Genomic DNA, 24541 nt, shown 5'->3' on the forward strand with positions numbered 1-24541 from the left:
TGCTGGTTACTCTCCTTCAACCCGCATGATGCTGGCGACACCCCGCACGGTGTCGAGCTTGCGCAACGCCTCGACGGTCCCGGTGAGGGAGGCGTCGGACGCGCGATGGGTGACGACGACGAGGGACGCCTCGCCGTCGCCGTCCTGGCGGCCTTGCTGCCGTACGGTGTCGATGGACACCCCGTGCTCGGCGAACACGGTGGCCACCTGGGCGAGCACACCGGGCTTGTCCGCCACGTCCAGGCTGATGTGGTACCGCGTGACGACCTCGCCCATCGGCGACACCGGCAGCGCGGCGTACGCCGACTCGCCGGGCCCGGTGGCCCCGTTGAGCCGGTTGCGGCAGACGGCGACGAGGTCGCCGAGCACGGCGGAGGCGGTGGGACTGCCGCCCGCCCCGGGCCCGTAGAACATCAGCTGCCCGGCGGCGTCCGACTCCACGAACACGGCGTTGTACGCGCCGCGCACGGAGGCGAGCGGATGCGTGAGCGGAATCATGGCCGGGTGCACGCGTGCCGTGACGGACCCCCCGCCCTCGGCCCGCTCACAGATGGCGAGCAGCTTGATGGTGCACCCCATCTCCCGCGCGGAGACGAAGTCGGAGGCGGTCACCTCGGCCATGCCCTCGCGGTACACGTCGTCCAGGCGCACGCGCGTGTGGAAGGCGATCCCGGCGAGGATGGCGGCCTTGGCGGCGGCGTCGAAGCCCTCGACGTCGGCGGTCGGGTCGGCCTCGGCGTACCCGAGCGCGGTGGCCTCGTCGAGGGCCTCCTGGTACCCGGCGCCCGTGGAGTCCATCTTGTCGAGGATGAAGTTGGTGGTGCCGTTGACGATCCCGAGCACCCGGTTGACCTTGTCCCCGGCGAGTGACTCACGCAGCGGCCGGATCAGCGGGATGGCCCCGGCGACGGCGGCCTCGTAATAGAGGTCCCGCCCGTGCTGCTCCGCCGCGGCGTGCAGGTCGGCGCCCTCCTGGGCGAGCAGCGCCTTGTTGGCGGACACCACGGAGGCCCCGTGCTCGAAGGCGGTGGTGATGAGGGAGCGGGCGGGCTCGATCCCCCCGATCACCTCCACCACGACATCAATGTCCCCGCGTTTGACGAGGGCGGTGGCGTCGGTGGTGACCAGCTCGGGGGCGATCCCCTCCCGCGCCTTCCCGGCCCGCCGTACGGCGACCCCGGCCAGCTCCACGGGCGCCCCGATCCGGGCGGCGAGGTCGTCGGCGTGCGTCGTCATGATGCGCGCCACCTCTGAGCCGACAACCCCACAGCCCAGCAGCGCCACCTTCAGCGGACGCGTACGCATCATCCGACCTCGTTTCCTCATACCGTCTAGGTTGCTCCAGTCTCACTCACCGGACCGGAGTTTCTGTGCCTGGTCCGGATCGTGAGACATCGATTTCATTTCCACGGGAGGGAGGAACGGAAGATCTTCCGCCCCGGGGCGGGCGTCCCCCGCCCCCCGCGGCCGGGTGTCACCCGACGTCGAGCCGCAGCAGGTCGTCCTCCGTCTCCCGGCGCACGACGACCCGGGCCTCCCCGTCCCGCACGGCGACCACGGGCGGCCGTAGGACGTGGTTGTAGTTGCTGGCCATGGACCGGCAGTAGGCACCCGTCGCCGGTACGGCGATCAGGTCCCCCGGCGCCAGGTCAGCGGGCAGGAACGCGTCCTTGACCACGATGTCGCCGCTCTCGCAGTGCTTGCCGACGACGCGCGAGAGCATCGGCGGGGCGTCGGAGGCGCGGGAGACGAGGGCGACGCTGTACTCGGCGTCGTAGAGCGCGGTGCGGATGTTGTCCGACATGCCCCCGTCGACGGAGACGTAGGTCCGCAGCCCGTCGAGCGGCTTGACGGTGCCGACCTCGTAGAGGGTGAAGGCGGTGGGCCCGACGATGGCCCGCCCCGGCTCCACGGAGATCCGCGGTGTCCGCAGCCTGGCGCTCTCGCACTCCCGCGTGACGATCTCAGTCAGCGCCTTGGCGATCTCGTGCGGCTCGCGGGGGTCGTCGTCACTGGTGTACGCGATCCCCAGCCCGCCCCCGAGGTCGATCTCGGGCAGCTCCACCCCGTGCTCGTCCCGGATCTCCCTGAGCAACCCCACCACCCGGTGGGCGGCGACCTCGAACCCGGACATGTCGAAGATCTGCGACCCGATGTGGGAGTGGATCCCGATCAGTTCGAGCCCGTCCAGCCGCAGCGCCCGCCGCACGGCCTCGGCGGCCTGCCCGCCCGCCAGCGGAATGCCGAACTTCTGGTCTTCGTGCGCGGTGGCGATGAACTCGTGCGTGTGCGCCTCGACCCCGACGGTGATGCGGATCTGCACGCGCTGCCGCTTCCCGAGCGACTCGGCGATGTGCGCGACCCGCGCGATCTCCTGGAAGGAGTCGAGCACGATCCGCCCGACCCCGGCCCGCACGGCCCGCTCGATCTCCTCGACGGACTTGTTGTTCCCGTGGAAGGCGATCCGCTCGGCGGACATCCCGGCGGAGAGCGCGGTAGCCAGCTCGCCCCCCGAGCACACGTCCAGATTCAGCCCCTCCTCGTCCAGCCACCGCACGACGGCCCGCGAGAGGAACGCCTTGCCGGCGTAGAAGACGTCGGCGTCGGGCCCGAAGGCGGTCCGCCAGGCGCGGGCGCGGGAACGGAAGTCGGCCTCGTCGAGGATGTAGGCGGGGGTACCGAACTCCTCGGCCAGCGCCGTGACGTCGACGCCCCCCACGGAGAGCACGCCCTCCGCGTTTCGGCTGACGGTCTCGGCCCACACCTTGGAGTCGAGGGAGTTGAGGTCGGCGGGCGGCGCGGAGTAGTGCCCCTCGGGCAGGACGTCGGCGTGCCGGGGCCCGGCGGGGTGTGCGGAACGGCTCATGTCTTCGCTGGCTCTCTCGCTGGCTCTTCAGCTCTGCGGCCGCTCGGCCGCTGGGCTGGTCATAGGTGGTCGGGTGCGTCGATGCCGAGCAGGGACAGGCCGCCGGCCAGCACCGCACCGGCGGCTTCGGCGAGGGCCAGCCGGGCGCGGTGGGCGGCCGAGGGTTTCTCGGCACCGCGCGGCAGCACGGTCGGCAGCAGGGGCAGCACGGCATCGGCGACGGTGACGAGGTGCCGGGCGAGACGGTCGGGGGCGCGGTGGGTGGCGGCGGCGGTGAGGACGCGGGGGTAGTCCGCGAGGAGAGGCAGCAGCGTGTCGCTCCCGCTCACGGCGTGGGCCTCCGGGCCGAACCCGAGGTCGGCGGCGTTGCGACGCGCGGCCCGGGTCCGGGCGTGGGCGTACCGCACCCGGAAGAGGGGGTTCTGCTCACGCTGGACGAGGTGGTCGGCGGTGATACGGGGCCGGTCGTGGGGGGCGGGGTGGAGGAGGGCCCACTGGGCGGCGTCGTGGCCGAGGGGGGCGGGGTCGTCGGGCGCGGGCACGGGCCGGAGGTCGGCGGGCTCCCCGTGCGCGACGCACCGGATGCGGACGTCCCCGCCCTGCGAGGCGACGATCCGCGCAACAGCACCCGCGACGACTTCGGCACGCACTTCACGGGGCACGAGCAGCTCGACGACCTGCTGGTGGAGGGCGAGGGAGTACCCGTACCGCTGCCCCTCCGCCAGAATCCGCCGCACAAGACCAAGATGGGCGTCGGCGGCGACCTGGAGGTTGATGAACCCACCCCCGGTAACCCACACCCCGCCGATCCCCTCGACGCGCCGGAGGTACCCACCCACCACGTCGGCCACGCGCGTCGCGGGCTGCTGGGCATCGCGTGCCAGTCGCAGGGCGATGTTGGTGGCGTAGTCCCCCCGGCCCCCGGGTCCGGGCGCGGTGACGACAGCCCGCTCAGGGACGGTCACGCTCAGCTCCCCGTCCTCCACGGCACGACGCACGGCGTGCAGCACGGTGCGGGAGAGCTCGACGGGGGTCACGGGACAAGCGTAGGGGAGGAGGGGGGTGGGTAGGCGAGCAGGTTTGCGGAGGGTATCGGCATGTGGACGGCCGAGTGCGCGATCAGCTGGCGGGCTCGGATACGGAGGGGTCGCTGTCGGGCGACGCGGCAAGGGCGGCGGGCTCCGCGCCCTCCCCGTCCGCATCCACGGCGGTGGGAGCCCTCGACGCGCGCTCGCCCCCTCCTGCCCCCTCGACCAACGCCCGCACCACCCGCACCAGCTCCTCCGGCTCGAAGGGCTTCGCGAGGAACGCGTCGACGCCTATGTCGAGACCGCTCTCGACCTCGTACTGCGTACAGGCACTGACGACGACGAGGGGCAGGTCCCGGGTGCGCGGGTCACCCCGCAGCCGGGCGGCGGTCCGCAGCCCGTCCAACCGGGGCATGACGACGTCGAGGGTGACCACGTCGGGCCGCACCTGATGCACGACTTCGAGACACTCGGCACCATCGGCCGCGGTCACGACCTCGAAGCCCTCCAGTTCGAGGTTGACCCTGATCAGCTGCCGGATGACCTTGTTGTCGTCCACAACAAGCACCCGGCCCGACGCGCCTGGCACAACTTGAGAGTAGGTCCGCACCGGCCACCGCGTCCGGGTTTTCCCCACTTCCACCCCGTCCGGGGACCCGGCCACGCCCATACTCCCCTCCGAAACCTGTTCATGAACACCCCACCGGAGCTGGTAGTGTTCTACCCGTCGCCGCGACCAACATCCCGCGACCGACACGCCCCCGTAGCTCAGGGGATAGAGCAACGGCCTCCGGAGCCGTGTGCGCAGGTTCGAATCCTGCCGGGGGCACCCTGTTGAGGTGCCTGAAGACCCCGTCACCAGCGGAAACGACTGGTACGGGGTCTTCGCCTCTGTACTGCTAGACGCAGCACTCCGCATTGGGATGACAGTGATCACGTTGGGGTTTCCCGGAGGTTCGTCAGCCCCCATGGAGTTGAGGCACGAAACGTCTCGCACTCCTGCCTGCTCGGCGCAGCTCCCCACCTCCGCGGAACTTCTTCATGTGCTCACCTCCGCTTCGTGACAGCGGAAGGCCCGACACGATCAGCTTGGCCGGCATCTACGCCGGCGGTCAGGGCTCCGGTGCCGCGTCGAGCCCACTGGCCCCGCCGCGGATGTAAGGGACGCCCTGCACCACCGTCTCGGCGCGCTTGGCGAGGGCTTCCCCTCGGACCGTTGGTACCGGTCTCTCATTACATTACTTTGTCTCGTTGTTCTCGAGAAGAAGTTCCAGGTTTTCTCTGACCCACTCATCCACAGGGACACCGGCCGCCGCGGCGGCGGCGCTCAGGCGGTCATGCAGGTGTACCTGGTCGCCCTGGAGGGTTACGGCGATCCTTCGTTCCTCCGTACCCGCAATATGACCGTACGTGTCAGGACTCGCCCACAGGCACGCAGTACACATGTGCTTGTCTCTGGGCTCCCAGTTGGGGCAGTTCTCGCAGGTCCAGGACTTCGCCCTGTTGCAGGAGGCGCATAGGGGCATGAACTCGTCCAGGAGTAGTTCTCTGGAGTCCCCGGCAATTCTGAACGGCACGCGATGGTCCGCCTGGAGTTCGCGGCTGGTGTAGGACCCCCCACAGATTGCGCATTTATGACCGTGCATGTCGTACAGGTCTTCACGGAAACGCTTGGACAGGGTCTTTCTGCCGATGCCGGATGCGTTGGCGTTTATCTGGTCCAAGAGGGCGTACCGTGCCATTCTGCGGCCATCGACCGTGACCATCTCTTTCACGACGGTTACGCCGGCGTCCCTGAGGTCCCCGATGGCCCGGGGCGGATGGTCGTAACCCATGCCGTTCAGTTCGGCTGTGGTGACGGATCCGTGCTCCAGGATGTGCTCCAGCGCCCTTTGTGCTCGCCGAGAGAACTGCAGGCCGCGAACCCACGCGACGAACTCGTCGCTGTACGTGTGAGGCATAAGCGCTCATTGTATGTCACGGGGCGTCGCAGGCGTCATCGAGAAGGGGCGGCTGGTTGTAGGAGGGTTCCAGGATCGCCAGAACAGCGGGTTCGCCTCCGAGGCGCTCCACGAGCGCGGGGGAGAGGTACAGGGACTCGATGGTGACATGGTCGAGGCCCTGGAGGGTCGCCTGGGACGAGCGTCCCGCATGAAGGTGCAGGTGCAGCAGTCCGAGGGACTCGGGCAATGGGGTTCCGTAGCGTTTCGTTCCCGTGACTCCGTCGTAGGAGAGGATGAAGGACACATCTCTCTTGACGGCTGCAGCGAGGTCGTTCTCGAATTCAGAACGCGCCAGTCCTTGCATATAGCGGCGGTCCGAGACGTTTGTTACCCCCTCGTACGGGGGATCCATGTACACGACATCGCCCGGCTGGGCGGAGGCAAGGATGGCTTGATAACTACCGCTTCTGACTGTTGTGCCCGTCATTGCGTTAGATGTCTCCAGCAAGCGTTTACGCATTGCCACCGGCTTTGTGCCCAGCCTTCGGTGATCGGCTCCCTGATTGAACTCACCCTGCTGGTTGTAACGGACCGCCGCCTTTACACAGCGCGCCAGTAGATACAGGAAGTACTGGGGCTCACGGGTCGCGTTGAACTTTCGTTTCACCTCCTCGTAGTAAGAACGCGGATCATCCAGTTGTTCGGTCCATAGGCGTTCGTACGAGTCAGCCAGTGAGGAATGGTCTTGCAGTATCGATCGCCATAGCGTCATCAGCGGCTCGTTGACATCACCGATGATCGCCGTATCGACAGCGGAGATGTGTCTCGCTGCGACGCTGATCGCGGCGGAACCGGCGAAGGGCTCAAGCAGCCTTGGGGTGTCGTCGGGAATCAGTGGAAGAATTACGTGGGCAAGTTGCCGTTTACTCCCTTGATAAGGAAAAGCATGAGGCACTCGCGCGAGACTCGCGAGCTTGCTGATCGTAATCAAGGGTGGCGTCATAGCGGTCATTATGCCATGGGCGTTGCAACCCCATGCCTGCCTTGGAATCGTCGGGGGATTATCCGCAATACAGCCTGCTCTGTCACCCAGCGTGGGCCAGGGGCCCAGGCCCACGGCGGTCGGTTGTCCCGCATCAGGTCCTCGTCGCCCTCTGTTCTCGCGCGACCTGGGTGGCTACATTGGGCGTCTCGCCGCATCCACAGTCCTCGTCTTCGAGGGCTCTCGGGGGCGTCGCAAGGCTCGGTCTTGCGGCCCGTCATGACGACACCCTCGGAGGGCACATGGAAGTGGCGGGTTGGGTGGCAGTAGCTGTCGGGACGATCGCGGGAGGTGTGACCGTTCTTGGTTACCTCGCCGATCAGGTCCCAGGGCTGTCGCACAAGTTGATCAAAGCTGTGCGGTCGATTCGTGCCGTCAAGGACGAGGTGAAGCGCAAGCGGTGATCAGGGGCGGTTCCCTGGTGCGTCCCCCGTCGCCAGGGACCCCTTCCCGTTGCCGAGACCGTTGTCAGGTCTCAGCATCCCGGGCATTTCGGCCCGGAAGGTCCGTCTCGTCACCCAAGCGTGAGGGCTTCGGCTTGAGTACGGCCTCTCGTTTCTGCCTGCCGCTGGTGCGGCGGGGTTGCGCCACCTGCCCGCCCCGCCTCCGCCTTGCGGCGGGGGCGGGTGGCGCGGGTCTTCTGGTCGGCTCCACGAGGCTTCGACACCACCGCGGTGGTGTCCTGGTCTCCGGCCACTGCGGTACCCGTCATGCAGGCTGCCGCGAGGGCGGCGAGGTTGAGTGCGGCGTCGTCGTCCCGGTCGATGACCAGGCCGCACAGGTCGCACTGGTAGGTCCGAACGTGCAGCGGCAGCTTGGCTTTCACCGCGCCGCACCCGGAACAGGTCTTCGAGGAGGGGTACCAGCGGCTCGCCACGATGATGCGGGTGGCGTGGCGCTGGCGGGTCTTGTAGTCGAGCTGGCGGCGGATCTCTGCGAACCCGGCGTCGGCGATCTGGCGGGCCAGGCGCCGGTTGCGGAGCATCCCGGCGACGCCCGGGTCCTCGACCACGACGGTGCCGTACTCGGCGGCCACGCTCGTGGTGAGCTTGTGGAGGGCGTCTTCGCGAAGGTTCGCGACCCGGTGATGCACCTTGTTGCGGGCGGCGTTGACCTTCTCCCACCGCTTCGACGGCTTGCGCCCGGTGCGCCGGTCGGGGCCCTGGCGGCGGGACACGGTCCGCGAGGCGCGGCGCAGTTGCCTGCGCCCGGCGTCATAGTGCCGGGGATTCGCGACGGTTCGGATCTCGCCCGTGCTGTCGGCCATCACGGCGAGGGTCTTCACGCCGAGGTCGATGCCTGGGGTGTGCGAGTACTTGGTCATCATGCCGCCGTGCTGACTGTCATGTGACGTCACATCAGGTGCGGGTGTCTCGGGCGATGTGATGTCCTGGGGGCGTGGCCGGTGTTCTGTCAGCTCTGATCGCTGTTCTGGGGACGTTGCTCGGTGTTGCCGTGACGCATCTGTTCCAGCGGCGGTCTGCTGCTCGGGATCAGGTGTTCATGGCTCAGCAGCAGCTTCGGGCCGAGCGTATGGCTGCCTACAGTGACTTCGCGGGGGCCCTGACCGAGTTCAGGCGGGGGCAGCACGATCGGTGGCATCGGAAGAACGAGGATCCGGACGGGCCCGCTCGCTTCGAGGCTCGGGTCGAGGCGTACCGGCTTCGGGGGGTCGCTCTGCACGCGCTGTTTCGGGTGCAGCTCATCGCCAGTGGGCAGGTGGTGGTCGATGCCGCCAAGAGTGCCTATGACATGGCCGATTCCGTGCACAAGGCAGGTGACAGGGCCGAGTTGAGGGCGTGGGGGGCGCGGGCTCGGGATGCCCTGGAGGAGTTCGTGACGGTGGCTGGAGGTGATGTGCGGCAGGGCTTCGGAGCCGTTAGTGGCCCGTCAGTTGACCCGTCAGACGGTCGTGCATCGTCGCGCTGGGGGCGTTCAGGCCCGTGAACGTGACCTTCTTGCCGTGGTGGGCGTACTTCGTCTCGATGGCGTCCAGGGCGGCTACCGACGAGGCGTCCCAGATGTGGGTGGCCGAGAGGTCGATGATGATGGTGTCCGGGTCGGCCTTGTAGTCGAACTGGTAGACCAGGTCGTTGGACGACGCGAAGAAGAGTTCGCCGGTGACCGCGTAGACGATCTGGTTGCCGTCGGGGTCGAGGACGCTGGAGACGTTGGCCATGTGGGCGACGCGCCTGGCGAAGATGATCATCGCGGTGACCGAGCCCACGACCACGCCGATGGCCAGGTTGTGGGTGGCGACCACGACGACCACCGTCGACGCCATGACCAGGGTCTCCCCCGGCGGCATCCGCTTCAGCGTCTTCGGGGTGATCGAGTGCCAGTCGAACGTCGCCGCCGAGACCATCACCATCACCGCCACCAGCGCCGCCATCGGGATGTCGGAGACCACCGGGCCGAACGCGATGCACAGCACCATCAGGAAGACGCCCGCCAGGAAGGTCGAGAGGCGGGTGCGGGCGCCGGAGACGCGTACGTTGATCATCGTCTGGCCGATCATGGCGCAGCCGCCCATGCCGCCGAAGAGGCCGGTGACGATGTTGGCGATGCCCTGGCCGATGGACTCCCGCGTCTTGCCCGAGCGGGTGTCGGTGATGTCGTCGACCAGCTTGGCCGTCATCAGGGACTCCATCAGGCCCACCAGCGCCATCGCCAGCGCGTAGGGGGCGATCGTGGTCAGGGTGTCTGTGGTGAAAGGGACGTCCGGGAGGCCCGGGGTCGGGAGGGACGAGGGCAGGGTGCCCTTGTCGCCGACCGTGGGGACGGCGATCCCGGCGGCGATCGTGACCAGGGTGAGGGTGATGATCGACACCAGGGGGGCCGGGATCACCTTCGTGACCCTCGGGAACAGGACCATCAGGGTCAGGCCCGCCACCACCAGGGGGTAGACCTGCCACGGGACGTCCCGTAGTTCCGGTACCTGGGCCATGAAGATCAGGATGGCGAGGGCGTTGACGAAGCCGACCATCACCGAGCGGGGGACGAAGCGCATGAGCCTCGCCACGCCCAGGGTGCCCAGGACCACCTGGAAGACGCCCGCGAGGATGACCGCGGCGACCAGGTAGCCGAGGCCGTGTTCGCGGTTCAGGGGGGCGATGACCAGGGCCACCGCGCCGGTCGCGGCGGAGATCATCGCCTTGCGGCCGCCGACGACCGAGATCACCACCGCCATGGTGAACGACGCGAACAGGCCGACGCTGGGGTCCACGCCCGCGATGATCGAGAAGGAGATCGCCTCGGGGATCAGCGCCAGGGCGACGACCAGGCCCGCCAGTACCTCGGTACGGAATACCTTCGGGGAGGCCAGCCAGTCGGGGCGGGACGGACGCGGCCGGAAAGCCGTCGTGGGCAGCGGTGAGGGCATGGGGTCTTTCTCTGTTCGGGCGTACGTGGCGGGCGACCGCGTGCGGGTCGCCGGGCATCATTGCCCGGGAGACTTCAGGGAGACTTCAGGGGGCCGTGGGGCACCAGGGAGAAACTCTACCCTTACGTGAGGGGAGAGTGTGACATCGAGCCGAGGAGAAGGCGCGGCGATGAGCGAGGGGCACATGCAGATCGGTGAGGTGGCCGAGCGGACCGGTCTGTCGCTGCGCACCATCCGTCATTACGAGGAAGTCGGCCTCGTCATTCCCTCCGCCCGCAGCAAGGGGGGGTTCCGGCTCTACACCGAGTCCGACGTCGACCGGCTGATGGTGATCCGGCGGATGAAGCCCCTCGACTTCTCCCTTGAGGAGATGCGCGATCTCCTGGAGATCACCGATCGGCTGGGCGTCGCCGGGGACAAGCCCGGGGGTGAGGAGCGTGAGAGGTTGCGGGCGCGGCTGGACTCCTACCGGCGGGTCGCCGACGAGCGGTGTGAGAGCCTTCGGGCCCGGCTGGAGATGGCCGAGGAGTTCGCCGGGACCCTGCGGCAGCGGTTGCGGGAGGACGTGCGGTCCACCGCTTCCTGAGCCCTGACCGGTGGGCGGACACGGCGAGCGGTCCCCGGCCCCCGCCTCAGTCCTCCAGCACCGCCTGCATCACGCTCCGCGCGATCGGGCCGGCCAGGCCGCCGCCGGAGATCTGGTCGCGGGAGATGTCCATCGCCGTCGGGTCGATGAAGACGGCCACGGCGACCGACTGGCCGTCGGGCTTCATGCCGTACGAGACGAACCAGCCGTAGGGCACCTTGTCCTGGACGTTCACGCCGCGCTGGGCGGTGCCGGTCTTGCCGCCGACCGTGATGCCGTCGATGAGGGCGCTCTTGGCGCTGCCCTCGCTCGCGGTGAACTCCATCATCTCCCGGACCTTGGCGGCCGTCCCGGAGGAGACCGCCTCGCTCATCACCTCGGGCTCGTTCTTCTCCAGGGTGTCGGAGTTCGGGGTGCGCACCTCGTCGACGATGTACGGCTGCATGACCTTGCCGTCGTTGGCCATCGCCGCGGCGACCATGGCCATCTGCATCGGGGTGCTGGTGAGGCTGCCCTGCCCCATACCGGTCAGCGCGGTGCCGGGCTTGTCGAGGCCCTCGGGGTAGAGGCTCTTGACGGCGCGCAGGTCGCCGAAGTCGGAGGAGTAGACGTCCTCGTTGAAGCCGAACTTCTCGGCCGTCTCGCGCATCCTGTCGGCGCCGACCTCCAGGGCCGCGTCCAGGAAGACGTTGTTGCAGGAGTACTGCATGGCCGTCTTCATGGACGCCTTGTCGCACACCGTGTCACCGGCCTGGCTGCCGATCTTGTTGCTCGACTGCGGGAGCTGGTAGGGCGACTCGGCGTCGGTGCGGGCGTTGACGTCCGTCACCACGCCGTGCTCCAGGGCCGCCGCGGCGGTGAGGATCTTGAAGGTGGAGCCGGGCGGGAAGGTCTCGCGCATCCCGCGGTTGGCGAGCGGCTTGCTCTTCTCGTCGGCGAGCTTCCCGAACAGCTCGCCCTCCTTCAGCGAGTTGCCCGCGAAGGTGCCGGGGTCCGCGGACGGGGTGGAGACCAGGGCCAGGACCTTGCCGGTACGCGGGTCGAGGGCGACCACCGAGCCACGGGCGCCGAGGTCGGTGAGCCCCTGGTAACCGGCCTTCTGGGCGCCGGGGTCGATCGTCGTGATGATGTCGCCGCCGCGGCGTTCCTTGCCGGTGACGACATCGGTGACCCGTTCGAACGCCAGCCGGTCGTCCTGCCCGCTGAGCACGCTGTCGTAGGTGCTCTCCAGCAGGGTCATGCCGACGGCCTGGGAGGCGTACCCGGTGACGGGGGCGTACATCGGGCCGTCCACGTACGTGCGCTTGTACTGGAGGTCGGACCCCTTGACCTTCGCGGAGCCGGTGACGGGCTTGCCGGCGACGATGATGTCACCCCGGGGAACCGCGTACTGGTTGATCAGTACGCGCCGGTTGCGGTCGTCCGTCGCCAGGTCCTCGGCGTTCACGTACTGGAGCCAGTTGGCTCGGACCAGCAGGGCCAGGACGAGCAGACCGCAGAAGATGGCTATGCGCCGCAGCGGCTTGTTCACGCGTCACCGCCTATTCGGGCGTGGGTCGGGTCGGTCCCTACGAGGATGCCTCATGATCAACCGGTGCCGTGAAACAGGGGTGTCACAAAGGCCGCCCCGCCGGTCAGTGGAAGGCGTGGACCACGGCGTGCCCCTTGCCGCGGCCGATCATCCACTTGTTGACCGGGGTGGTGAGGGCGAAGGCCACCACGAAGCCGCCGAGCAGGGCGTACCAGAACAGGCCCTCGGAGAGCTGGGCGTCCATCGCGCCCGGGGTGACGGCGACGATCGCGTTGTCGACCAGCTCCATCACGGCGATGGAGACGGTGTCGGCGGCCAACGCCACCTTGATCGCGGCCCCGAGGTCGAGACCGGCGCGCAGGACGGCGGACAGGGTGAGGGAGTAGCCGAAGGCGAACGCCAGGGCTATCGCGAGCACCATCGTCGGTACGTTGCCCCAGCCCAGGGCCGTGCCGATCACCATGCCGAGGATCTCGCCGATGGCGCAGCCGGTGAGGCAGTGGAGCGTGGCCTTCGTCGCCATGCTCCAGGAGGCGCCCCCGGCTCCGTGAGTGGTGTGGTCGTGTGCCGCGTCGTGGTGGTGGTGCGCTGCGTGGTCCATGAACGGGACCGTATACCCCCTGGGGGTATGCAGGCAAGGGGTTTCGTCGTGTGCGTGGGGATCCCGGTCAGGCCGAGCGTTTCCGGGAGGACGTCTTCTTCGCGGCCGTCTTCTTGCCGGTCGCCGCCTTGGTGCCGGTCGCCTTCTTGGCGGGTGTCTTCTTCGCGGTGGACTTCGCGGTCGCCTTCTTCGCCGCCGTCTTCTTGGCCGCCGTCCTCTTCGCGGTGGACGTCGACTTCTTGCCGCCCGTCTCCTTGGGCTCCGGGCGGCTGCGCCGCGGGAGGGATCTGACCTCGGCGTCCGCCTCGGACGCCTCGCCGCGGGACTCCTGGGCCGCCCGGACACTGCTCTCCAGGGCGGCCATCAGGTCGAGGACCTTGCCGCCCTTCGCGGGCTCGGGCGCCTCGGGCGGCGTCTCCCCGGCGGCCTTCGCGGCGACGACCTCCTCGACGGCCTCCCGGTACTCGTCGTGCAGGTCGGCGAGGTCGACCTCGCCGAGGGTGTCCATCAGGGCGTCCGCGAGGTCCAGTTCCTGGTCGCGGACCGTGACGCCGGTGTCGGGGGCGACGCCCTCCGGGGCGCGCACCTCGTCGGGCCAGAGCAGGCCGTGCATGGCGATGGCGTCACCGACCACCCGGAGCATCCCGAGGCGTTCCCGGCCGCGCAGCGCGAACTTGGCGATGGCCACCCGGTTGCTGCGCTTGAGCGCCTCCCGCAGCAGGGTGTACGGCTTGGCGGCGGGCGCTCCGCTCGCCGCGAGGTAGTACGCGGCGTCCATCTGGAGCGGGTCGATCCGGTCGGCCGGGACGAAGGCGACGATCTCGATGGTCCTGGCGGTCGGCAGCGGCAGGTGGGCGAGGTCGTCGTCGGTGATCGGGATGATCGTGCCGTCCGCGTCCTCGTAGCCCTTGCCGATCTCCGACTGGGTGACCTCGCGCTCCTCCAGTTCGCAGACCTTGCGGTAGCGGATCCGGCCGCCGTCCTCGGTGTGGATCTGGCGGAACGAGATCGAGTGGCTCTGTGTGGCGTTCACCAGCTTGATCGGGATGCTGACCAGGCCGAACGAGATGGCGCCGTTCCAGATGGACCGCACGAGCAGCACCCCTTTCGCGTCCTTTGCGTGTGTTGTCACCTGTACGTGGGATTCTCATCGTATGGCTCCCATCGCAGACGTGGAGGGGCGACGGATCGCGCTGAGCAACCTGGAGAAGGTGCTGTATCCGGCGACCGGGTTCACCAAGGCCGAGGTGCTGCACTACTACGCGACGGCCGCCGAGGTCCTGCTGCCCCATCTGCGCGACCGGCCGGTGTCCTTCCTGCGCTACCCCGACGGGCCCGACGGTCAGGTGTTCTTCGCCAAGAACGTGCCGCCGGGCACGCCCGACTGGGTCACGACCGCCGAGGTGCCCCGGGTGGAGGGGCCCTCGCGGATGGTGCTGGTGCAGGACCTGGCGTCGCTGATGTGGGCGGCCAACCTGGTCACGGAGTTCCACACCCCGCAGTGGCTGGTCGGCACGCCCGGTGAGGCCGACCGGCTGGTGTTCGACCTCGACCCCGGTTCACCCGCGACGGTCGTCGAGTGCTGCGAGGTCGCGCTGTGGCTGCGGGAGCGGCTCGCGGTGGACGGGATCGAGGCGTACCCGAAGACCTCGGGGTCCAAGGGGCTGCACCTGCTGGCGGAGGTGCGTTCGGCCTCCTCCGAACGGGTGACGGAGTACGCCAAGGGGCTCGCGGTCGAGGCGGAGCGGGCGCTGCCCCGGCTGGTCGTCCACCGGATGACGCGCAGCCTGCGGCCGGGGAAGGTGTTCGTCGACTGGAGCCAGAACGCCGCGCGGAAGACCACGGCCGCCCCCTACACCCTGCGGGCCCGCCCCCAGCCGCTGGTGTCGGCGCCGGTGACCTGGGAGGAGGTCGAGGAGTGCGGGGCGCCCGGACAGCTGGCGTTCACCGCCTCCGACCTCGGGCCCCGGGTGCGGTACCACGGCGATCTGCTGGCCCCGCTGCTCGATCCGGACCACGCCGGTCCGCTGCCCTGAGCGCGGGGACAGGGGCCGCGCCTCTCACAACCCCGCCCACACCCCCCGGTCCCGGGCCATCGCGTGCAGGGTCTCCACGTCGGCGGGCTTGAGTACGCCGCCCAGTCGGGCCAGCGCGCCGAGGTCGGCGTCGGTGAGGACGCGGACCTCGGGGGGCCGCAGGGTGAAGGTGACGGCGCTGGGCTGGACGACGGCCAGCACCGGACGCACCTCGGCGGTCAGGGCGTGGGACGCGCGGGCGGCGTCGGCGCGCACCCGGCGCAGCAGCGGGCGCGGCTCACGGCGGCCCGGCGTGACCATGGGGTCGGCGATCCGGACGCGCTGCTTACGGGCGTACAGGGTGTGGACGGCGAAGAGTCCGCCGGGGCCGATCAGCAGGTGGTGGACGCGGTCGCCGCCGGGCAGCGGGACGGAGTGCAGGGCATGCCAGCCCGCCGCGTCCATCCGGTCCAGCGCCTCCCCCACGGTCTGCTCGGCGGTCAGCGCCTGCCTCCGTGGGTCGGCGCGGAGCCTGTGGGCGGGGCCGGGGTCCCGGTCGAGGGCGACCAGGAGGGCCTCGCCGGGGCGGTTGGGGGCCAGGTCGTCGTCGGGGTGCAGGGAGAGCCGGGCCAGCTCGGCGGAGGTCGGCAGGGGCGGCGGGCCCACGGTGACCTGGCCGGTGAGGAAGGGGGCGAGGGCTTCGAGTACGTCGTCCCTGCGGTCGTCGCTGAGGAGGTTCACCCGGGCCGCCTCACGGTCGTACCAGGCGAGGTTCCTGCCGTCGGTACGACAGACGTAGAGCCGTTCCTGGCCGTGCCGCCAGGCCGGTATGACGCGCAGGCCGCTTGTTCCGCTCATGCACCATCACCCCACGACCATGGGAACAGGCGGGGTGCTGCGCGGGCAAGAACCCGGCTACCTTTGTCAGGAGTTGGGTGGTGCGGTTGGGAGGCGCCGGTGCGTACCCGCGGTCAGGAAGACGAGGTTCCGGCTCCGGACAGCCCGTGGAACGAGATCGTGCCGGGGCTGTGGATGGGCGGGCACCAGTTCGCGAGAGGGCCCGGGCGGCTGGAGTTCGCGGTCGTCCGGGACGAGTTCGACCTGGTGCAGAGCCTGCTGCGGCTGCCCGAGCACGGTCCTGACCCGGGCGTCGAGCACCAGGTGTGGCCGATCCCGGACGGGCCGCTGGACGGCACCCAGCTGGCGGGCGTGATCCGGCTCGCCGAGGCCGTCTGCACGGCGCTCGACCAGGGCCGCCGGGTGCTCGTGCGCTGCTTCCACGGCTACAACCGCTCCGGGCTCGTGGTCGCCCACGCGCTGATCCGCCGGGGGCGGTCCGCCGAGGAGGCGGTACGGCTGATCCGGGCCCGGCGCTCGCCGTGGGCGCTGCACAACGACCTGTTCGTGGAGTACCTGCGGGCCGGTCTGCCGACAGCGCGGCTGCTGGAGGAGCTGACCGAGTAGCGGGAGCCGGGCGCACGGCGCGGGTCGGCCGCCGCGCATAAGGTGTGTCGGGCCAGCCGTGACCACGCCCCAGGAGCCCCGCCCCGTGCAGCCCACCCGCCCCCGCCGCGGTCCCGCCGTGCGGCGCACGGCCGCCGTCGCCGCCGTCTGCCTGCTGGTGACGGTCGCCTCGGGGTGCGGGGACGCGGGCGGTCTGGTGCGGGACGGGCGGACGCCCACCGCCGTGAGCCCCGACCGGCTGTGGCCGGACCTGACGCCCGCGTCGAGCCCGGCGTTCGACATCGGGGAGGTCGACCGGGAGGCCGTCAGGGGCGTGCCCGTGCCCGGCGACGACATCCGGGAGGCGGATCCGGTGGCGGTGGTACGGGCGGAGATCGCCGCGCACCCGGACGACTACACGGGCGCCCGGGCGCCGTACCGCGACACGTCCCCCCGCGTCGAGGGGTGCGGGCACGCCGGGGAGGGCGGCCGGTGCCCCGTCCTGCGGCCCTACTACCGGGACCTCACCGGCGACGGGCGGCCGGAGCTGACCCTGGGCTTCCGGCTGCCGCCGGCGAAGCTGACCGCCGTCCGCGTCTACACCGTGGACGAGCACCGGCTGACGCGGATCATGGCCTACGAGGACGCCGTGAGCGGGGTCGAGCTGGCCGACCGGTCGGTGATCATCCGGGCGCCGTCGGAGGTCGCGGGGTACGAGTACCGGCTCCAGTGGACCTGGGCCGCGGACCAGCGGGCGATGCTGCTCACCCACGACGAGATGCTGCGCACGGACGACGGCCAGCACCTGCCCCGGCCGCAACGCTCCACCCGGCCCGGACGCACTCCCCCCGGGAGCCCCACGTCTTCCGGAAGCCCCGCGTCCTCCGGGAACCCCGTGCCTTCCGGGAACCCCACGCCTCCCGCGAGCCACCTGCCTTCCGGCAACCCCCCGTCCCCCGCGAGCCCGCGATGAGGCGCGCCGCACACCGGACGCGGCTGCCGCTCCCCCGCTGGACCCGCACCCTCGCCGGTAAGGCGGCCGTCTTCATCACGGTGATGTGCTGCGGGCTCGCCGCCCTGCTCGGCGCCCTGGTGCACGTCTCGGTGACCAACCAGACCGTCGGCCAGGCCCGTGACCGGGCGCTGTCCCGGCTGACGGAGGCGGCGCGGGCGTACCAGGCCGGGGACTCGCTGACGCCGGGGGCCGGGATCGACCCGGAGGGGCTGCCGCCCGCGCTGCGCGCGCTGGCGGTGCGCGGGGAGCGCGGCACGGTGGTCGCCGAGCACCGCGGTCGGCCCACGATGTGGGCGGCGGGCCCCGCGGGCGACGGGCAGGCCCTCGCCGTGGCGGTCGACTACTCTGAGCAGGCCCGCACCATCGACGGCCTGGACCGGGCGATCCTCTGGTCCGCGGTGCCCGCGATCGGGACGACGCTGCTGGTGGGCGCCTTCGCGGTGACCCGGGTGACCCGGCGTCTGGACGCCACGGCCCGGGTCGCGCGCCGGATCAGCGCCGGTTACCTGGACGCCCGCGTCGGCGACGACCGGGCGCGGGAGCCGCGGGGGAGGGACGAGGTCGCCGCGGTCGCCGCCGCGCTGGACTCCATGGCCGCCTCGTTGCAGGGCAAGCTGCTCAGCGAGCAGCGGTTCACCGCGGACGTCGCCCATGAGCTGCGCACCCCGCTGACCGGTCTGCACGCGGCGGCGGAGCTGCTGCCGCCGGGCCGCCCGACCGAGCTGGTGCGGGACCGGGTGGCGGCGCTGCGCACCCTCACCGAGGACCTGCTGGAGATCTCCCGGCTGGACACCGGCCGGGAGCGCCTGGAGGTGGACACCGAGGAGCTGGGCGCGCTGGCGCGCCGGGTGGTGCGCGCGGCGGGCGGCGGCACGGAGGTGCGGGTGGTGCGCGACGCGCGGGTGGAGACCGACCGGCGCCGTCTGGAGCGGGTGCTCGGGAACCTGGTCGCCAACGCCCGCCACCACGGGCGTCCGCCGGTGACGCTGACGGTGGACGGTCCGGTCATCACCGTACGGGACCACGGGGACGGCTATCCGGAGTACCTGGTGGCGCACGGCCCGCAGCGGTTCCGTAGCGACGGGGGCGCCAAGGGGCACGGGCTCGGGCTGACGATCGCGCTCGGCCAGGCGGAGGTGCTGGGCGCCCGGCTGGAGTTCGCCAACCCGGCGGACGGCGGAGCGCGGGCCCGGCTGACGCTTCCCCGGCGGCCACCGGTCCGGGGGCCGCGCCCCGATGGCCCAGTGTGACGGGCGGCGTCCGGTTACCCCTCCTAATGTGGCGATTAGTCAACTTCGCCCCCTTCACGGAGGTATCTCATGTCCGTGCGCTCCGCACTCACCCGCCTCGCCATAGCCACCGCCGCCGGCGCCCTCGCCACCGCCACCGCGGTCACCCCCGCGGTCGCCGGGGACGACTGGAGCGGTGAGGAACTCGGCGGCAACGGCCTCGGCGGCGACGGCGGCACCGTCGTCAGCGACCAGTACGACCCGCGGCACGACAGCGCGGGCCACCACGGCGGCCACAAGCCACACCTCTACAAGGGCGTCGTCACCGCCCGCACGCTGCTGCTGCGCAGCGCGCCCAACCGGGGCAGCCGGGTCATCCGGACCGCCCACCGCGGTGAGATCGTCAAGATCTACTGCAAGACGGTGGGCCAGAACGTCAACGGCAACCCGCTGTGGTACCTGCTCACGGACGGCACCTGGGCCTGGGGCGCGGCCCGCTACATCGACAACATCGGCCCGGCGCCGCGCTGGTGCTGACCCACCGGGCACAACCGGTTGTATTTAGGTAAGTTCCGGACATGAACCAGGCCGGAACCAACCAGGCCAGCACCACCCAGGCCGGACCCCTCGTCACGGCGGGCCCTCCCCCGCCCGCCGTACGTCTCCCCCGGCGCCGTGGCATCGAACTCGCCCTGGTCCTCGTCGCCGTACTGCTGTCGGTGTACGGCTACTGCGAGGTCGGGCTGGCCCGGCACGGCGCCGTCCCGCCCGGCGCCGCCGGTTACGGCGCCGGGCTCGGCGTGCTCGCCCTGCTGGCGCACGGCGTGGTACGGCTGCGCGCCCCCTACGCCGACCCGCTGCTGCTGCCCATCGGGGTGCTGCTCAACGGTCTCGGCCTGGTGCTGATCTACCGCCTGGACCTGGAGACGCCGGGGGACCGGGCGGCCCCGGCCCAACTGGTCTGGTCGACGCTCGGGGTGGCGCTGTTCATCCTGGTCGTCCTGGTCCTGCGCGACCACCGGCTGCTCCAGCGGTACGCCTACGTCTGTGTCGCCGCCGCTCTCGCGCTGCTCACCCTGCCGATCCTGTTCCCGGCGGTCAACGGCGCCCGCATCTGGATCCGGGTGGCCGGGTTCTCCATCCAGCCAGGCGAGTTCGCGAAGGTGCTGCTGGCGGTGTTCTTCGCCGCGTACCTGTCCGCCAACCGCACCGCGCTGGCGTACACCGGGCGCCGGATCTGGCGGCTCCAGCTGCCCACCGGGCGGGTGCTCGGGCCGGTCGTCGCGATCTGGCTGGTCAGCGTCGGCGTGCTGGTGGTGGAGCGCGACCTCGGCACCTCGCTGCTGTTCTTCGGGCTCTTCGTCGTCCTGCTCTACGTGGCCACCGGCCGCACCGGCTGGATCGCGGTCGGGCTGCTGCTCGCGCTGCTCGGGGCGGTGGCGGTGGGGCGGCTCGAACCGCATGTCGCCACGCGCATCCAGGACTGGCTGCACCCGTACGCGTCGATCGAGGCGGGCCAGGGGCCGGGCCAGCTCGCCCAGTCCCTGTTCGCGTTCCGGGCGGGCGGACTGCTGGGCTCCGGTCTCGGGCTCGGCCACTCGGTGCTGATCGGGTTCGCCGTCAAGAGCGACTTCATCCTGGCGACGGCGGGCGAGGAGCTGGGCTGGGTGGGCCTCTCCGCGATCTTCCTGCTCTACGGCCTCCTCGTGGAGCGCGGTCTGCGGGCCGGGCTCGCCCTGCGCGACCCGTTCGGACGGCTCCTCGCGGTGGGCCTCGCCTCGATCGTGGCGCTCCAGGTCTTCGTCATCGCGGGCGGGGTGACCGCCCTGATCCCGCTGACCGGGATGGCCATGCCGTTCCTGGCGCAGGGCGGTTCGTCGGTGGTCACCAACTGGGCGATCCTCGCCCTGCTGATCCGCGTCAGCCACTCGGCGCGGCGGCACTACGACCCACGGCGCGAGGTGTCGCCCGACGCGGCGCACGGGGACGGGAACCGGCACGGGGTGGTCGCGTGAGCGGGAGACGGGAGCGGCCGATGAGCGGTGCCGAGCGGCGGGCGATGACCCGCTGCATCCGGCACACCACCGTCTTCAGCGGCGTGCTGCTGGCCGCCCTCCTCGTCAACGCCGCCCGCGTCCAGGTCGTCCAGCCCGCCGGCGAGGACGTCAACCCGGCCGACCGGCGCCCCACCATCGCCCGGTACGGCCAGCCGCGCGGCGACATCCTGGTGGGCGGCCGGGCGGTCACCGGGTCGGAGGACACCGGCGAGCAGCTCCGCTACGAACGCACGTACACCGACGGCCCGTTGTACGCCCCCGTCACCGGCTTCGCCTCCCAGCGGTACGGCGAGACGCTCCTCGAACGCACCGAGGACCCGGTGCTGTCCGGCACCGACCCGATGCTGTCCGCGCTGCCCCTCTGGAGCGACCTGGCCCGCACCCGCGGCGACGGCGGCGACGTCGTCACCACCCTGGACCGGGCCGCGCAGCGGGCGGCGTACCGGGGCCTCGGCGACCGCACCGGCGCGGTGGCCGCCGTCGAACCGTCCACCGGGCGGATCCTCGCCCTGGTCTCCACACCGTCGTACGATCCCGGCCTGCTGTCGGGCAACGACGGGGCCGTGAAGCGCGCCTGGGCCCGGCTGAACGCGGATCCTGACAAGCCGATGCTGAACCGGGCGGCCCGGCGGACGTACCCGCCGGGCTCGACGTTCAAGGTGGTCACCGCGGCGGCGGCGCTGGACGCGGGCGTGATCAGGGATCTGGACGCCAAGACCCGCTCCCCCGCCCCGTACACCCTGCCCGGCACGACGACCCGGCTGACCAACGAGTCGGAGGGCTGCCGGGACGTCTCGCTGCGGGACGCGTTCACCTGGTCGTGCAACACGGTCTTCGCCAAGCTGGGGGTGGACGTGGGGGCGCGCGCGATGGCGGCCGAGGCCGAGGCGTTCGGCTTCAACGACACCGGGCTGCGCATCCCCTACCCGGTCGCGCCGAGCACCTTCGACACCACGGTGGACCGGGCGCAGCTGGCCCTGTCGTCCATCGGGCAGTACAACACCCGGGCGACGCCGCTCCAGATGGCCGTGGTGGCGGGTGCGGTCGCGAGCGGCGGGCAGTCGCGTGCGCCCTACCTGGTGGAACGGAGGGTGACGGCGCACGGCACGACCCTCTCTGCGACCGGTCCGCGCCCCGCCCGGCAGGTGATGAAGCCGTCCACGGCCGCCAAGCTGCGCGAACTGATGCGGGACGTCGTCGACCGGGGCACCGGCCGCAACGCCGCCCTGCCCCGCGCCACCGTCGGCGGCAAGACCGGCACCGCCCAGCACGGCCTGGGCAACACCGGCACGCCGTACGCCTGGTTCGTCTCCTGGGCGCAGGCCGACGGGGCGGTGGAGCCCGCGGTGGCGGTCGCGGTGGTGGTGGAGGACGCGTCGGCCCGGCGCCGGGAGATCACCGGGGGCGGGGTGGCGGCGCCGATCGCGCGCTCGGTGATGGCGGCGGTCCTCGGGTCCCGGTGATGGCGGCGGTCCTCGGGTCCCGGTGATGGCGGCGGTCCTCGGGTCCCGGTGATGGCGGCGGTCCTCGGGTCCCGGTGATGGCGGCGGTGCTCAGGTGCCGGTGACCGGCGTCACCCCTCCCGTCCCGCCGCTATCGCCTCCGTCACCTCCGCCACGCGCTCCCGCTCCTCCGCCGCGAACCGTTCCGCGTCCAGGCGTTCGGCGATCTCCTCGTCCTCGCGCATCAGCAGGTCGAGGCTGGAGTCGCCCAGCTCCAGGACGCCCATGTCGACGTACGCCTGCTGGAGGCGCTTGCCCCACAGGCCGATGTCCTTGACGCAGGGGACGATGCGGGAGAAGAGCAGCTTGCGGAACATGGCGAGGAACTCGGACTGCTCGCTGTACTCCTCCGCCTCGGCCGTCGGGATGCCGAAGTTCTCCAGCACCTCGACGCCGCGCAGCCGGTCCCGCATCAGGTAGCAGCCCTCGATGACGAACTCCTCGCGTTCGCGCAGTTCGGCGTCGGAGAGCTGCTTGTAGTAGTCGCGCAGGGCCATCCGTCCGAAGGCGACGTGGCGGGCCTCGTCCTGCATGACGTAGGCGAGGATCTGCTTGGGCAGCGGCTTGTCGGTGGTGTCGCGGATCAGGCCGAAGGCGGCCAGCGCGAGGCCCTCGATGAGGACCTGCATCCCGAGGTAGGGCATGTCCCAGCGGGCGTCGCGCAGGGTGTCGCCGAGCAGGGACTGGAGGTTGTCGTTGATCGGGTAGAGCATCCCGACCTTGTCGTGCAGGAAGCGGGCGTAGATCTCGGCGTGCCGGGCCTCGTCCATCGTCTGGGTGGCCGAGTAGAACTTGGCGTCCAGGTCGGGGACGGACTCCACGATCCGCGCGGCGCAGACCATGGCGCCCTGCTCGCCGTGCAGGAACTGGCTGAACTGCCAGGAGGCGTAGTGGCGGCGCAGTTCGCTCTTGTCCTTCTCGCTGAGCTTGGCCCAGTAGGGGGTGCCGTGCAGCGCCAGCGCCTCGTCGGGGGTGCCGAGGGGGTCGTAGGGGTCGACCTCCAGGTCCCAGTCGATGCGCTTGGCGCCGTCCCACTGCTTGTCCTTGCCCTTCTGGTAGAGGGCGAGGAGACGTTCGCGGCCGGAGCCGTTCTCCTGGCCGGGAAACATGGCCTCCCAGCTGAAGCGCGCCGCGCCGGTCGCGGGCACCTGCCAGTGGGGCTCTCCGGGGTCCATGGCGTACACGTCTGAGGTCGGCATGTCTCGCAGGGTCACACGTAGACGCCAAGTCAACAAGATGCCGCGCAGGGGATTGACGAGCTTGCTGACAAGCAGTCTCATAAGACGGTGACCCGCGGGTAACTCCCGTGGGGTTCCCTGCCTTTCCCATGCCCTCCCGTACGACGAGGTGGACAGCCATGACGACCCTGACGGAAGCCGACGCGCTGGAAGGGCTGCGCGACGCGCTCGGCCTGCTCAAGGACCGCGAGCAGGTGGCCGAACGGCTGCTCGAGTCCTCGGCGAAGCACTCCTTCGACCCGGACGAGGAACTCGACTGGGACGCCCCCTTCGAAGAGGGCAAGTGGTTCTGGCCCCCGGAGCTGGTCTCCCTGTACGACACCCCGATGTGGCGGCGGATGAGCGAGGAGCAGCGCATCCTGCTCTCCCAGCACGAGGCCGCCGCGCTCGCCTCCCTCGGCATCTGGTTCGAACTCATCCTGATGCAGCTGCTGGTCCGGCACGTCTACGACAAGTCCGCCACCAGCGCCCACGTCCGCTACGCCCTCACCGAGATCGAGGACGAGTGCCGCCACTCCAAGATGTTCGCCCGGCTGATATCCCGCGGTGAGACGCCCTGGTACCCGGTCAACCGGACACACCAGCAGCTCGGCCGCCTCTTCAAGACCATCTCCACCACCCCGGGCTCCTTCACCGCCACCCTGCTCGGCGAGGAGATCCTCGACTGGATGCAGCGGCTGACCTTCCCCGACGAGCGCGTCCAGCCGCTGATCCGCGGCGTGACGCGGATCCACGTCATCGAGGAGGCCCGGCACGTGCGGTACGCCCGTGAGGAGCTGCGCCGCCAGATGGTCACCGCCCCGAAGTGGTCGCAGGAGTTCACCCGGGTCACCTCCGGCGAGTTCGCCCGCGTCTTCTCGGTCGCCTTCGTCAACCCCGAGGTCTACAGCAACGTGGGTCTCGACAAGCGCGAGGCCATGGCCCAGGTCAAGGCCAGCGGCCACCGCCGGGAGATCATGCAGACCGGCGCCAAGCGGCTGACGGACTTCCTCGACGACATCGGCGTCCTGCGGGGCGTCGGACGACGGCTGTGGCGGTCCTCGGGCCTGCTGGCCTGACCGGC

The 24541-nt window shown here is 70.7% G+C and carries 23 protein-coding genes and 1 tRNA gene; 10 read left to right on the top strand and 14 right to left on the bottom strand.

Annotated elements, in window-relative coordinates; translation table 11 throughout:
- Positions 1–6: 6 nt before the first annotated feature.
- From ABZ659_RS07850 to ABZ659_RS07865, 4 genes are all read right to left on the bottom strand, one after another.
- The gene (locus ABZ659_RS07850) at positions 7–1308 is read right to left on the bottom strand and encodes a homoserine dehydrogenase (protein ID WP_360214651.1); all 1302 of its coding nucleotides are present in this window, start codon (positions 1306–1308) and stop codon (positions 7–9) included.
- 166 nt (positions 1309–1474) lie between these two features.
- Positions 1475–2866 carry a diaminopimelate decarboxylase gene (gene lysA / locus ABZ659_RS07855; protein ID WP_360214653.1) on the bottom strand — a complete coding sequence of 464 codons (1392 nt, stop codon included), beginning with the start codon at positions 2864–2866 and terminating at the stop codon, positions 1475–1477.
- 59 nt (positions 2867–2925) lie between these two features.
- Complete coding sequence (nrtL, locus tag ABZ659_RS07860; protein WP_360214655.1) at positions 2926–3903, bottom strand: ArgS-related anticodon-binding protein NrtL; 978 nt, start codon at positions 3901–3903, stop codon at positions 2926–2928.
- A gap of 82 nt (positions 3904–3985) precedes the next feature.
- The gene (locus ABZ659_RS07865) at positions 3986–4483 is read right to left on the bottom strand and encodes a response regulator (RefSeq protein WP_360214657.1); all 498 of its coding nucleotides are present in this window, start codon (positions 4481–4483) and stop codon (positions 3986–3988) included.
- A gap of 168 nt (positions 4484–4651) precedes the next feature.
- Between ABZ659_RS07865 and ABZ659_RS07870 the strand changes: the two genes are divergently transcribed.
- Positions 4652–4723, top strand: a tRNA-Arg gene (locus ABZ659_RS07870).
- A 409-nt stretch (positions 4724–5132) separates the two neighbouring features.
- On the opposite strand, the gene ABZ659_RS07875 is transcribed toward ABZ659_RS07870, so the two are convergent.
- The 5 genes from ABZ659_RS07875 to ABZ659_RS07895 all read right to left on the bottom strand — a co-directional run bounded on the left by ABZ659_RS07875 (position 5133) and on the right by ABZ659_RS07895 (position 10261).
- Positions 5133–5855: a helix-turn-helix domain-containing protein gene (locus ABZ659_RS07875; RefSeq protein WP_360214659.1), complete on the bottom strand. Its 723-nt coding sequence runs from the start codon at positions 5853–5855 to the stop codon at positions 5133–5135.
- Between the two features lie 16 nt (positions 5856–5871).
- The gene (locus tag ABZ659_RS07880) at positions 5872–6840 is read right to left on the bottom strand and encodes a DNA adenine methylase (RefSeq protein ID WP_360214661.1); all 969 of its coding nucleotides are present in this window, start codon (positions 6838–6840) and stop codon (positions 5872–5874) included.
- Between the two features lie 553 nt (positions 6841–7393).
- Positions 7394–8206 carry an RNA-guided endonuclease TnpB family protein gene (locus ABZ659_RS07885; protein WP_360214663.1) on the bottom strand — a complete coding sequence of 271 codons (813 nt, stop codon included), beginning with the start codon at positions 8204–8206 and terminating at the stop codon, positions 7394–7396.
- A gap of 86 nt (positions 8207–8292) precedes the next feature.
- On the bottom strand, positions 8293–8649 hold the full coding sequence (locus ABZ659_RS07890) for a hypothetical protein (RefSeq protein WP_360214665.1): 357 nt from the start codon (positions 8647–8649) through the stop codon (positions 8293–8295).
- 109 nt (positions 8650–8758) lie between these two features.
- Positions 8759–10261 (bottom strand): SulP family inorganic anion transporter, encoded by a 1503-nt coding sequence (locus tag ABZ659_RS07895; RefSeq protein WP_360214667.1) that lies wholly within the window; start codon positions 10259–10261, stop codon positions 8759–8761.
- A gap of 169 nt (positions 10262–10430) precedes the next feature.
- Between ABZ659_RS07895 and ABZ659_RS07900 the strand changes: the two genes are divergently transcribed.
- Positions 10431–10847: a MerR family transcriptional regulator gene (locus ABZ659_RS07900; protein ID WP_360214669.1), complete on the top strand. Its 417-nt coding sequence runs from the start codon at positions 10431–10433 to the stop codon at positions 10845–10847.
- 46 nt (positions 10848–10893) lie between these two features.
- Here ABZ659_RS07900 and ABZ659_RS07905 read toward each other — a convergent pair whose 3' ends face one another.
- The 3 genes from ABZ659_RS07905 to ABZ659_RS07915 form a co-directional block, all read right to left on the bottom strand.
- Positions 10894–12378 carry a penicillin-binding transpeptidase domain-containing protein gene (locus ABZ659_RS07905; RefSeq protein WP_360214671.1) on the bottom strand — a complete coding sequence of 495 codons (1485 nt, stop codon included), beginning with the start codon at positions 12376–12378 and terminating at the stop codon, positions 10894–10896.
- Positions 12379–12481: 103 nt separating this feature from the next.
- Positions 12482–12979, bottom strand: a complete 498-nt coding sequence (locus ABZ659_RS07910; RefSeq protein WP_360214673.1) for a DUF4396 domain-containing protein — start codon at positions 12977–12979, stop codon at positions 12482–12484.
- Positions 12980–13046: 67 nt separating this feature from the next.
- The gene (locus ABZ659_RS07915) at positions 13047–14072 is read right to left on the bottom strand and encodes a Ku protein (RefSeq protein WP_360215072.1); all 1026 of its coding nucleotides are present in this window, start codon (positions 14070–14072) and stop codon (positions 13047–13049) included.
- Positions 14073–14133: 61 nt separating this feature from the next.
- Between ABZ659_RS07915 and ligD the strand changes: the two genes are divergently transcribed.
- Positions 14134–15015, top strand: a complete 882-nt coding sequence (gene ligD / locus ABZ659_RS07920) for a non-homologous end-joining DNA ligase (RefSeq protein ID WP_360214675.1) — start codon at positions 14134–14136, stop codon at positions 15013–15015.
- Between the two features lie 24 nt (positions 15016–15039).
- On the opposite strand, the gene ABZ659_RS07925 is transcribed toward ligD, so the two are convergent.
- Entirely contained in the window at positions 15040–15852 is an 813-nt protein-coding gene (locus ABZ659_RS07925) for a nuclease-related domain-containing protein (protein ID WP_360214677.1), read from the bottom strand.
- Positions 15853–15951: 99 nt separating this feature from the next.
- On the opposite strand from ABZ659_RS07925, the gene ABZ659_RS07930 reads away from it, so the two are divergent.
- The 6 genes from ABZ659_RS07930 (at position 15952) to ABZ659_RS07955 (ending at position 22201) form a co-directional block, all read left to right on the top strand.
- Positions 15952–16458: a dual specificity protein phosphatase family protein gene (locus tag ABZ659_RS07930; RefSeq protein ID WP_360214679.1), complete on the top strand. Its 507-nt coding sequence runs from the start codon at positions 15952–15954 to the stop codon at positions 16456–16458.
- Between the two features lie 118 nt (positions 16459–16576).
- Positions 16577–17410 carry a hypothetical protein gene (locus ABZ659_RS07935; RefSeq protein WP_360215075.1) on the top strand — a complete coding sequence of 278 codons (834 nt, stop codon included), beginning with the start codon at positions 16577–16579 and terminating at the stop codon, positions 17408–17410.
- The gene (locus tag ABZ659_RS07940) at positions 17407–18702 is read left to right on the top strand and encodes an ATP-binding protein (RefSeq protein ID WP_360214681.1); all 1296 of its coding nucleotides are present in this window, start codon (positions 17407–17409) and stop codon (positions 18700–18702) included. The genes ABZ659_RS07935 and ABZ659_RS07940 overlap by 4 nt, the downstream gene beginning before the upstream one ends.
- 69 nt (positions 18703–18771) lie before the next feature.
- A complete protein-coding gene (locus ABZ659_RS07945; RefSeq protein ID WP_360214683.1) occupies positions 18772–19218 on the top strand; it encodes an SH3 domain-containing protein in 447 nt (148 codons plus the stop codon).
- A gap of 41 nt (positions 19219–19259) precedes the next feature.
- Positions 19260–20696 carry an FtsW/RodA/SpoVE family cell cycle protein gene (locus ABZ659_RS07950; protein ID WP_360214685.1) on the top strand — a complete coding sequence of 479 codons (1437 nt, stop codon included), beginning with the start codon at positions 19260–19262 and terminating at the stop codon, positions 20694–20696.
- A 44-nt stretch (positions 20697–20740) separates the two neighbouring features.
- Entirely contained in the window at positions 20741–22201 is a 1461-nt protein-coding gene (locus tag ABZ659_RS07955; RefSeq protein ID WP_360215078.1) for a penicillin-binding transpeptidase domain-containing protein, read from the top strand.
- 110 nt (positions 22202–22311) lie between these two features.
- Here ABZ659_RS07955 and ABZ659_RS07960 read toward each other — a convergent pair whose 3' ends face one another.
- Positions 22312–23439 (bottom strand): ferritin-like domain-containing protein, encoded by a 1128-nt coding sequence (locus tag ABZ659_RS07960; protein ID WP_360214687.1) that lies wholly within the window; start codon positions 23437–23439, stop codon positions 22312–22314.
- A gap of 158 nt (positions 23440–23597) precedes the next feature.
- Here ABZ659_RS07960 and ABZ659_RS07965 point away from each other — a divergent pair, with 158 nt between their 5' ends.
- A complete protein-coding gene (locus ABZ659_RS07965) occupies positions 23598–24536 on the top strand; it encodes a diiron oxygenase (protein WP_360214689.1) in 939 nt (312 codons plus the stop codon).
- The last annotated feature ends 5 nt before the right edge of the window (positions 24537–24541 follow it).

This window comes from Streptomyces sp. NPDC006997 (assembly GCF_040635175.1).
GTDB lineage: Bacteria > Actinomycetota > Actinomycetes > Streptomycetales > Streptomycetaceae > Streptomyces.

Excerpts from the sequence above, each read along its gene's own strand:
- ABZ659_RS07960 (WP_360214687.1), bottom strand. The coding sequence starts at position 23,439 with ATGCCGACCTCAGACGTGTACGCCATGGACCCCGGAGAGCCCCACTGG.
- lysA (WP_360214653.1), bottom strand. The coding sequence starts at position 2,866 with ATGAGCCGTTCCGCACACCCCGCCGGGCCCCGGCACGCCGACGTCCTG.
- ligD (WP_360214675.1), top strand. The coding sequence starts at position 14,134 with ATGGCTCCCATCGCAGACGTGGAGGGGCGACGGATCGCGCTGAGCAAC.
- ABZ659_RS07850 (WP_360214651.1), bottom strand. The coding sequence starts at position 1,308 with ATGATGCGTACGCGTCCGCTGAAGGTGGCGCTGCTGGGCTGTGGGGTT.
- ABZ659_RS07925 (WP_360214677.1), bottom strand. The coding sequence starts at position 15,852 with ATGAGCGGAACAAGCGGCCTGCGCGTCATACCGGCCTGGCGGCACGGC.
- ABZ659_RS07885 (WP_360214663.1), bottom strand. The coding sequence starts at position 8,206 with ATGATGACCAAGTACTCGCACACCCCAGGCATCGACCTCGGCGTGAAG.
- ABZ659_RS07875 (WP_360214659.1), bottom strand. The coding sequence starts at position 5,855 with ATGCCTCACACGTACAGCGACGAGTTCGTCGCGTGGGTTCGCGGCCTG.
- ABZ659_RS07950 (WP_360214685.1), top strand. The coding sequence starts at position 19,260 with ATGAACCAGGCCGGAACCAACCAGGCCAGCACCACCCAGGCCGGACCC.
- ABZ659_RS07940 (WP_360214681.1), top strand. The coding sequence starts at position 17,407 with ATGAGGCGCGCCGCACACCGGACGCGGCTGCCGCTCCCCCGCTGGACC.
- ABZ659_RS07965 (WP_360214689.1), top strand. The coding sequence starts at position 23,598 with ATGACGACCCTGACGGAAGCCGACGCGCTGGAAGGGCTGCGCGACGCG.
- ABZ659_RS07900 (WP_360214669.1), top strand. The coding sequence starts at position 10,431 with ATGAGCGAGGGGCACATGCAGATCGGTGAGGTGGCCGAGCGGACCGGT.
- ABZ659_RS07945 (WP_360214683.1), top strand. The coding sequence starts at position 18,772 with ATGTCCGTGCGCTCCGCACTCACCCGCCTCGCCATAGCCACCGCCGCC.
- ABZ659_RS07880 (WP_360214661.1), bottom strand. The coding sequence starts at position 6,840 with ATGACGCCACCCTTGATTACGATCAGCAAGCTCGCGAGTCTCGCGCGA.
- ABZ659_RS07910 (WP_360214673.1), bottom strand. The coding sequence starts at position 12,979 with ATGGACCACGCAGCGCACCACCACCACGACGCGGCACACGACCACACC.
- ABZ659_RS07955 (WP_360215078.1), top strand. The coding sequence starts at position 20,741 with ATGACCCGCTGCATCCGGCACACCACCGTCTTCAGCGGCGTGCTGCTG.
- ABZ659_RS07895 (WP_360214667.1), bottom strand. The coding sequence starts at position 10,261 with ATGCCCTCACCGCTGCCCACGACGGCTTTCCGGCCGCGTCCGTCCCGC.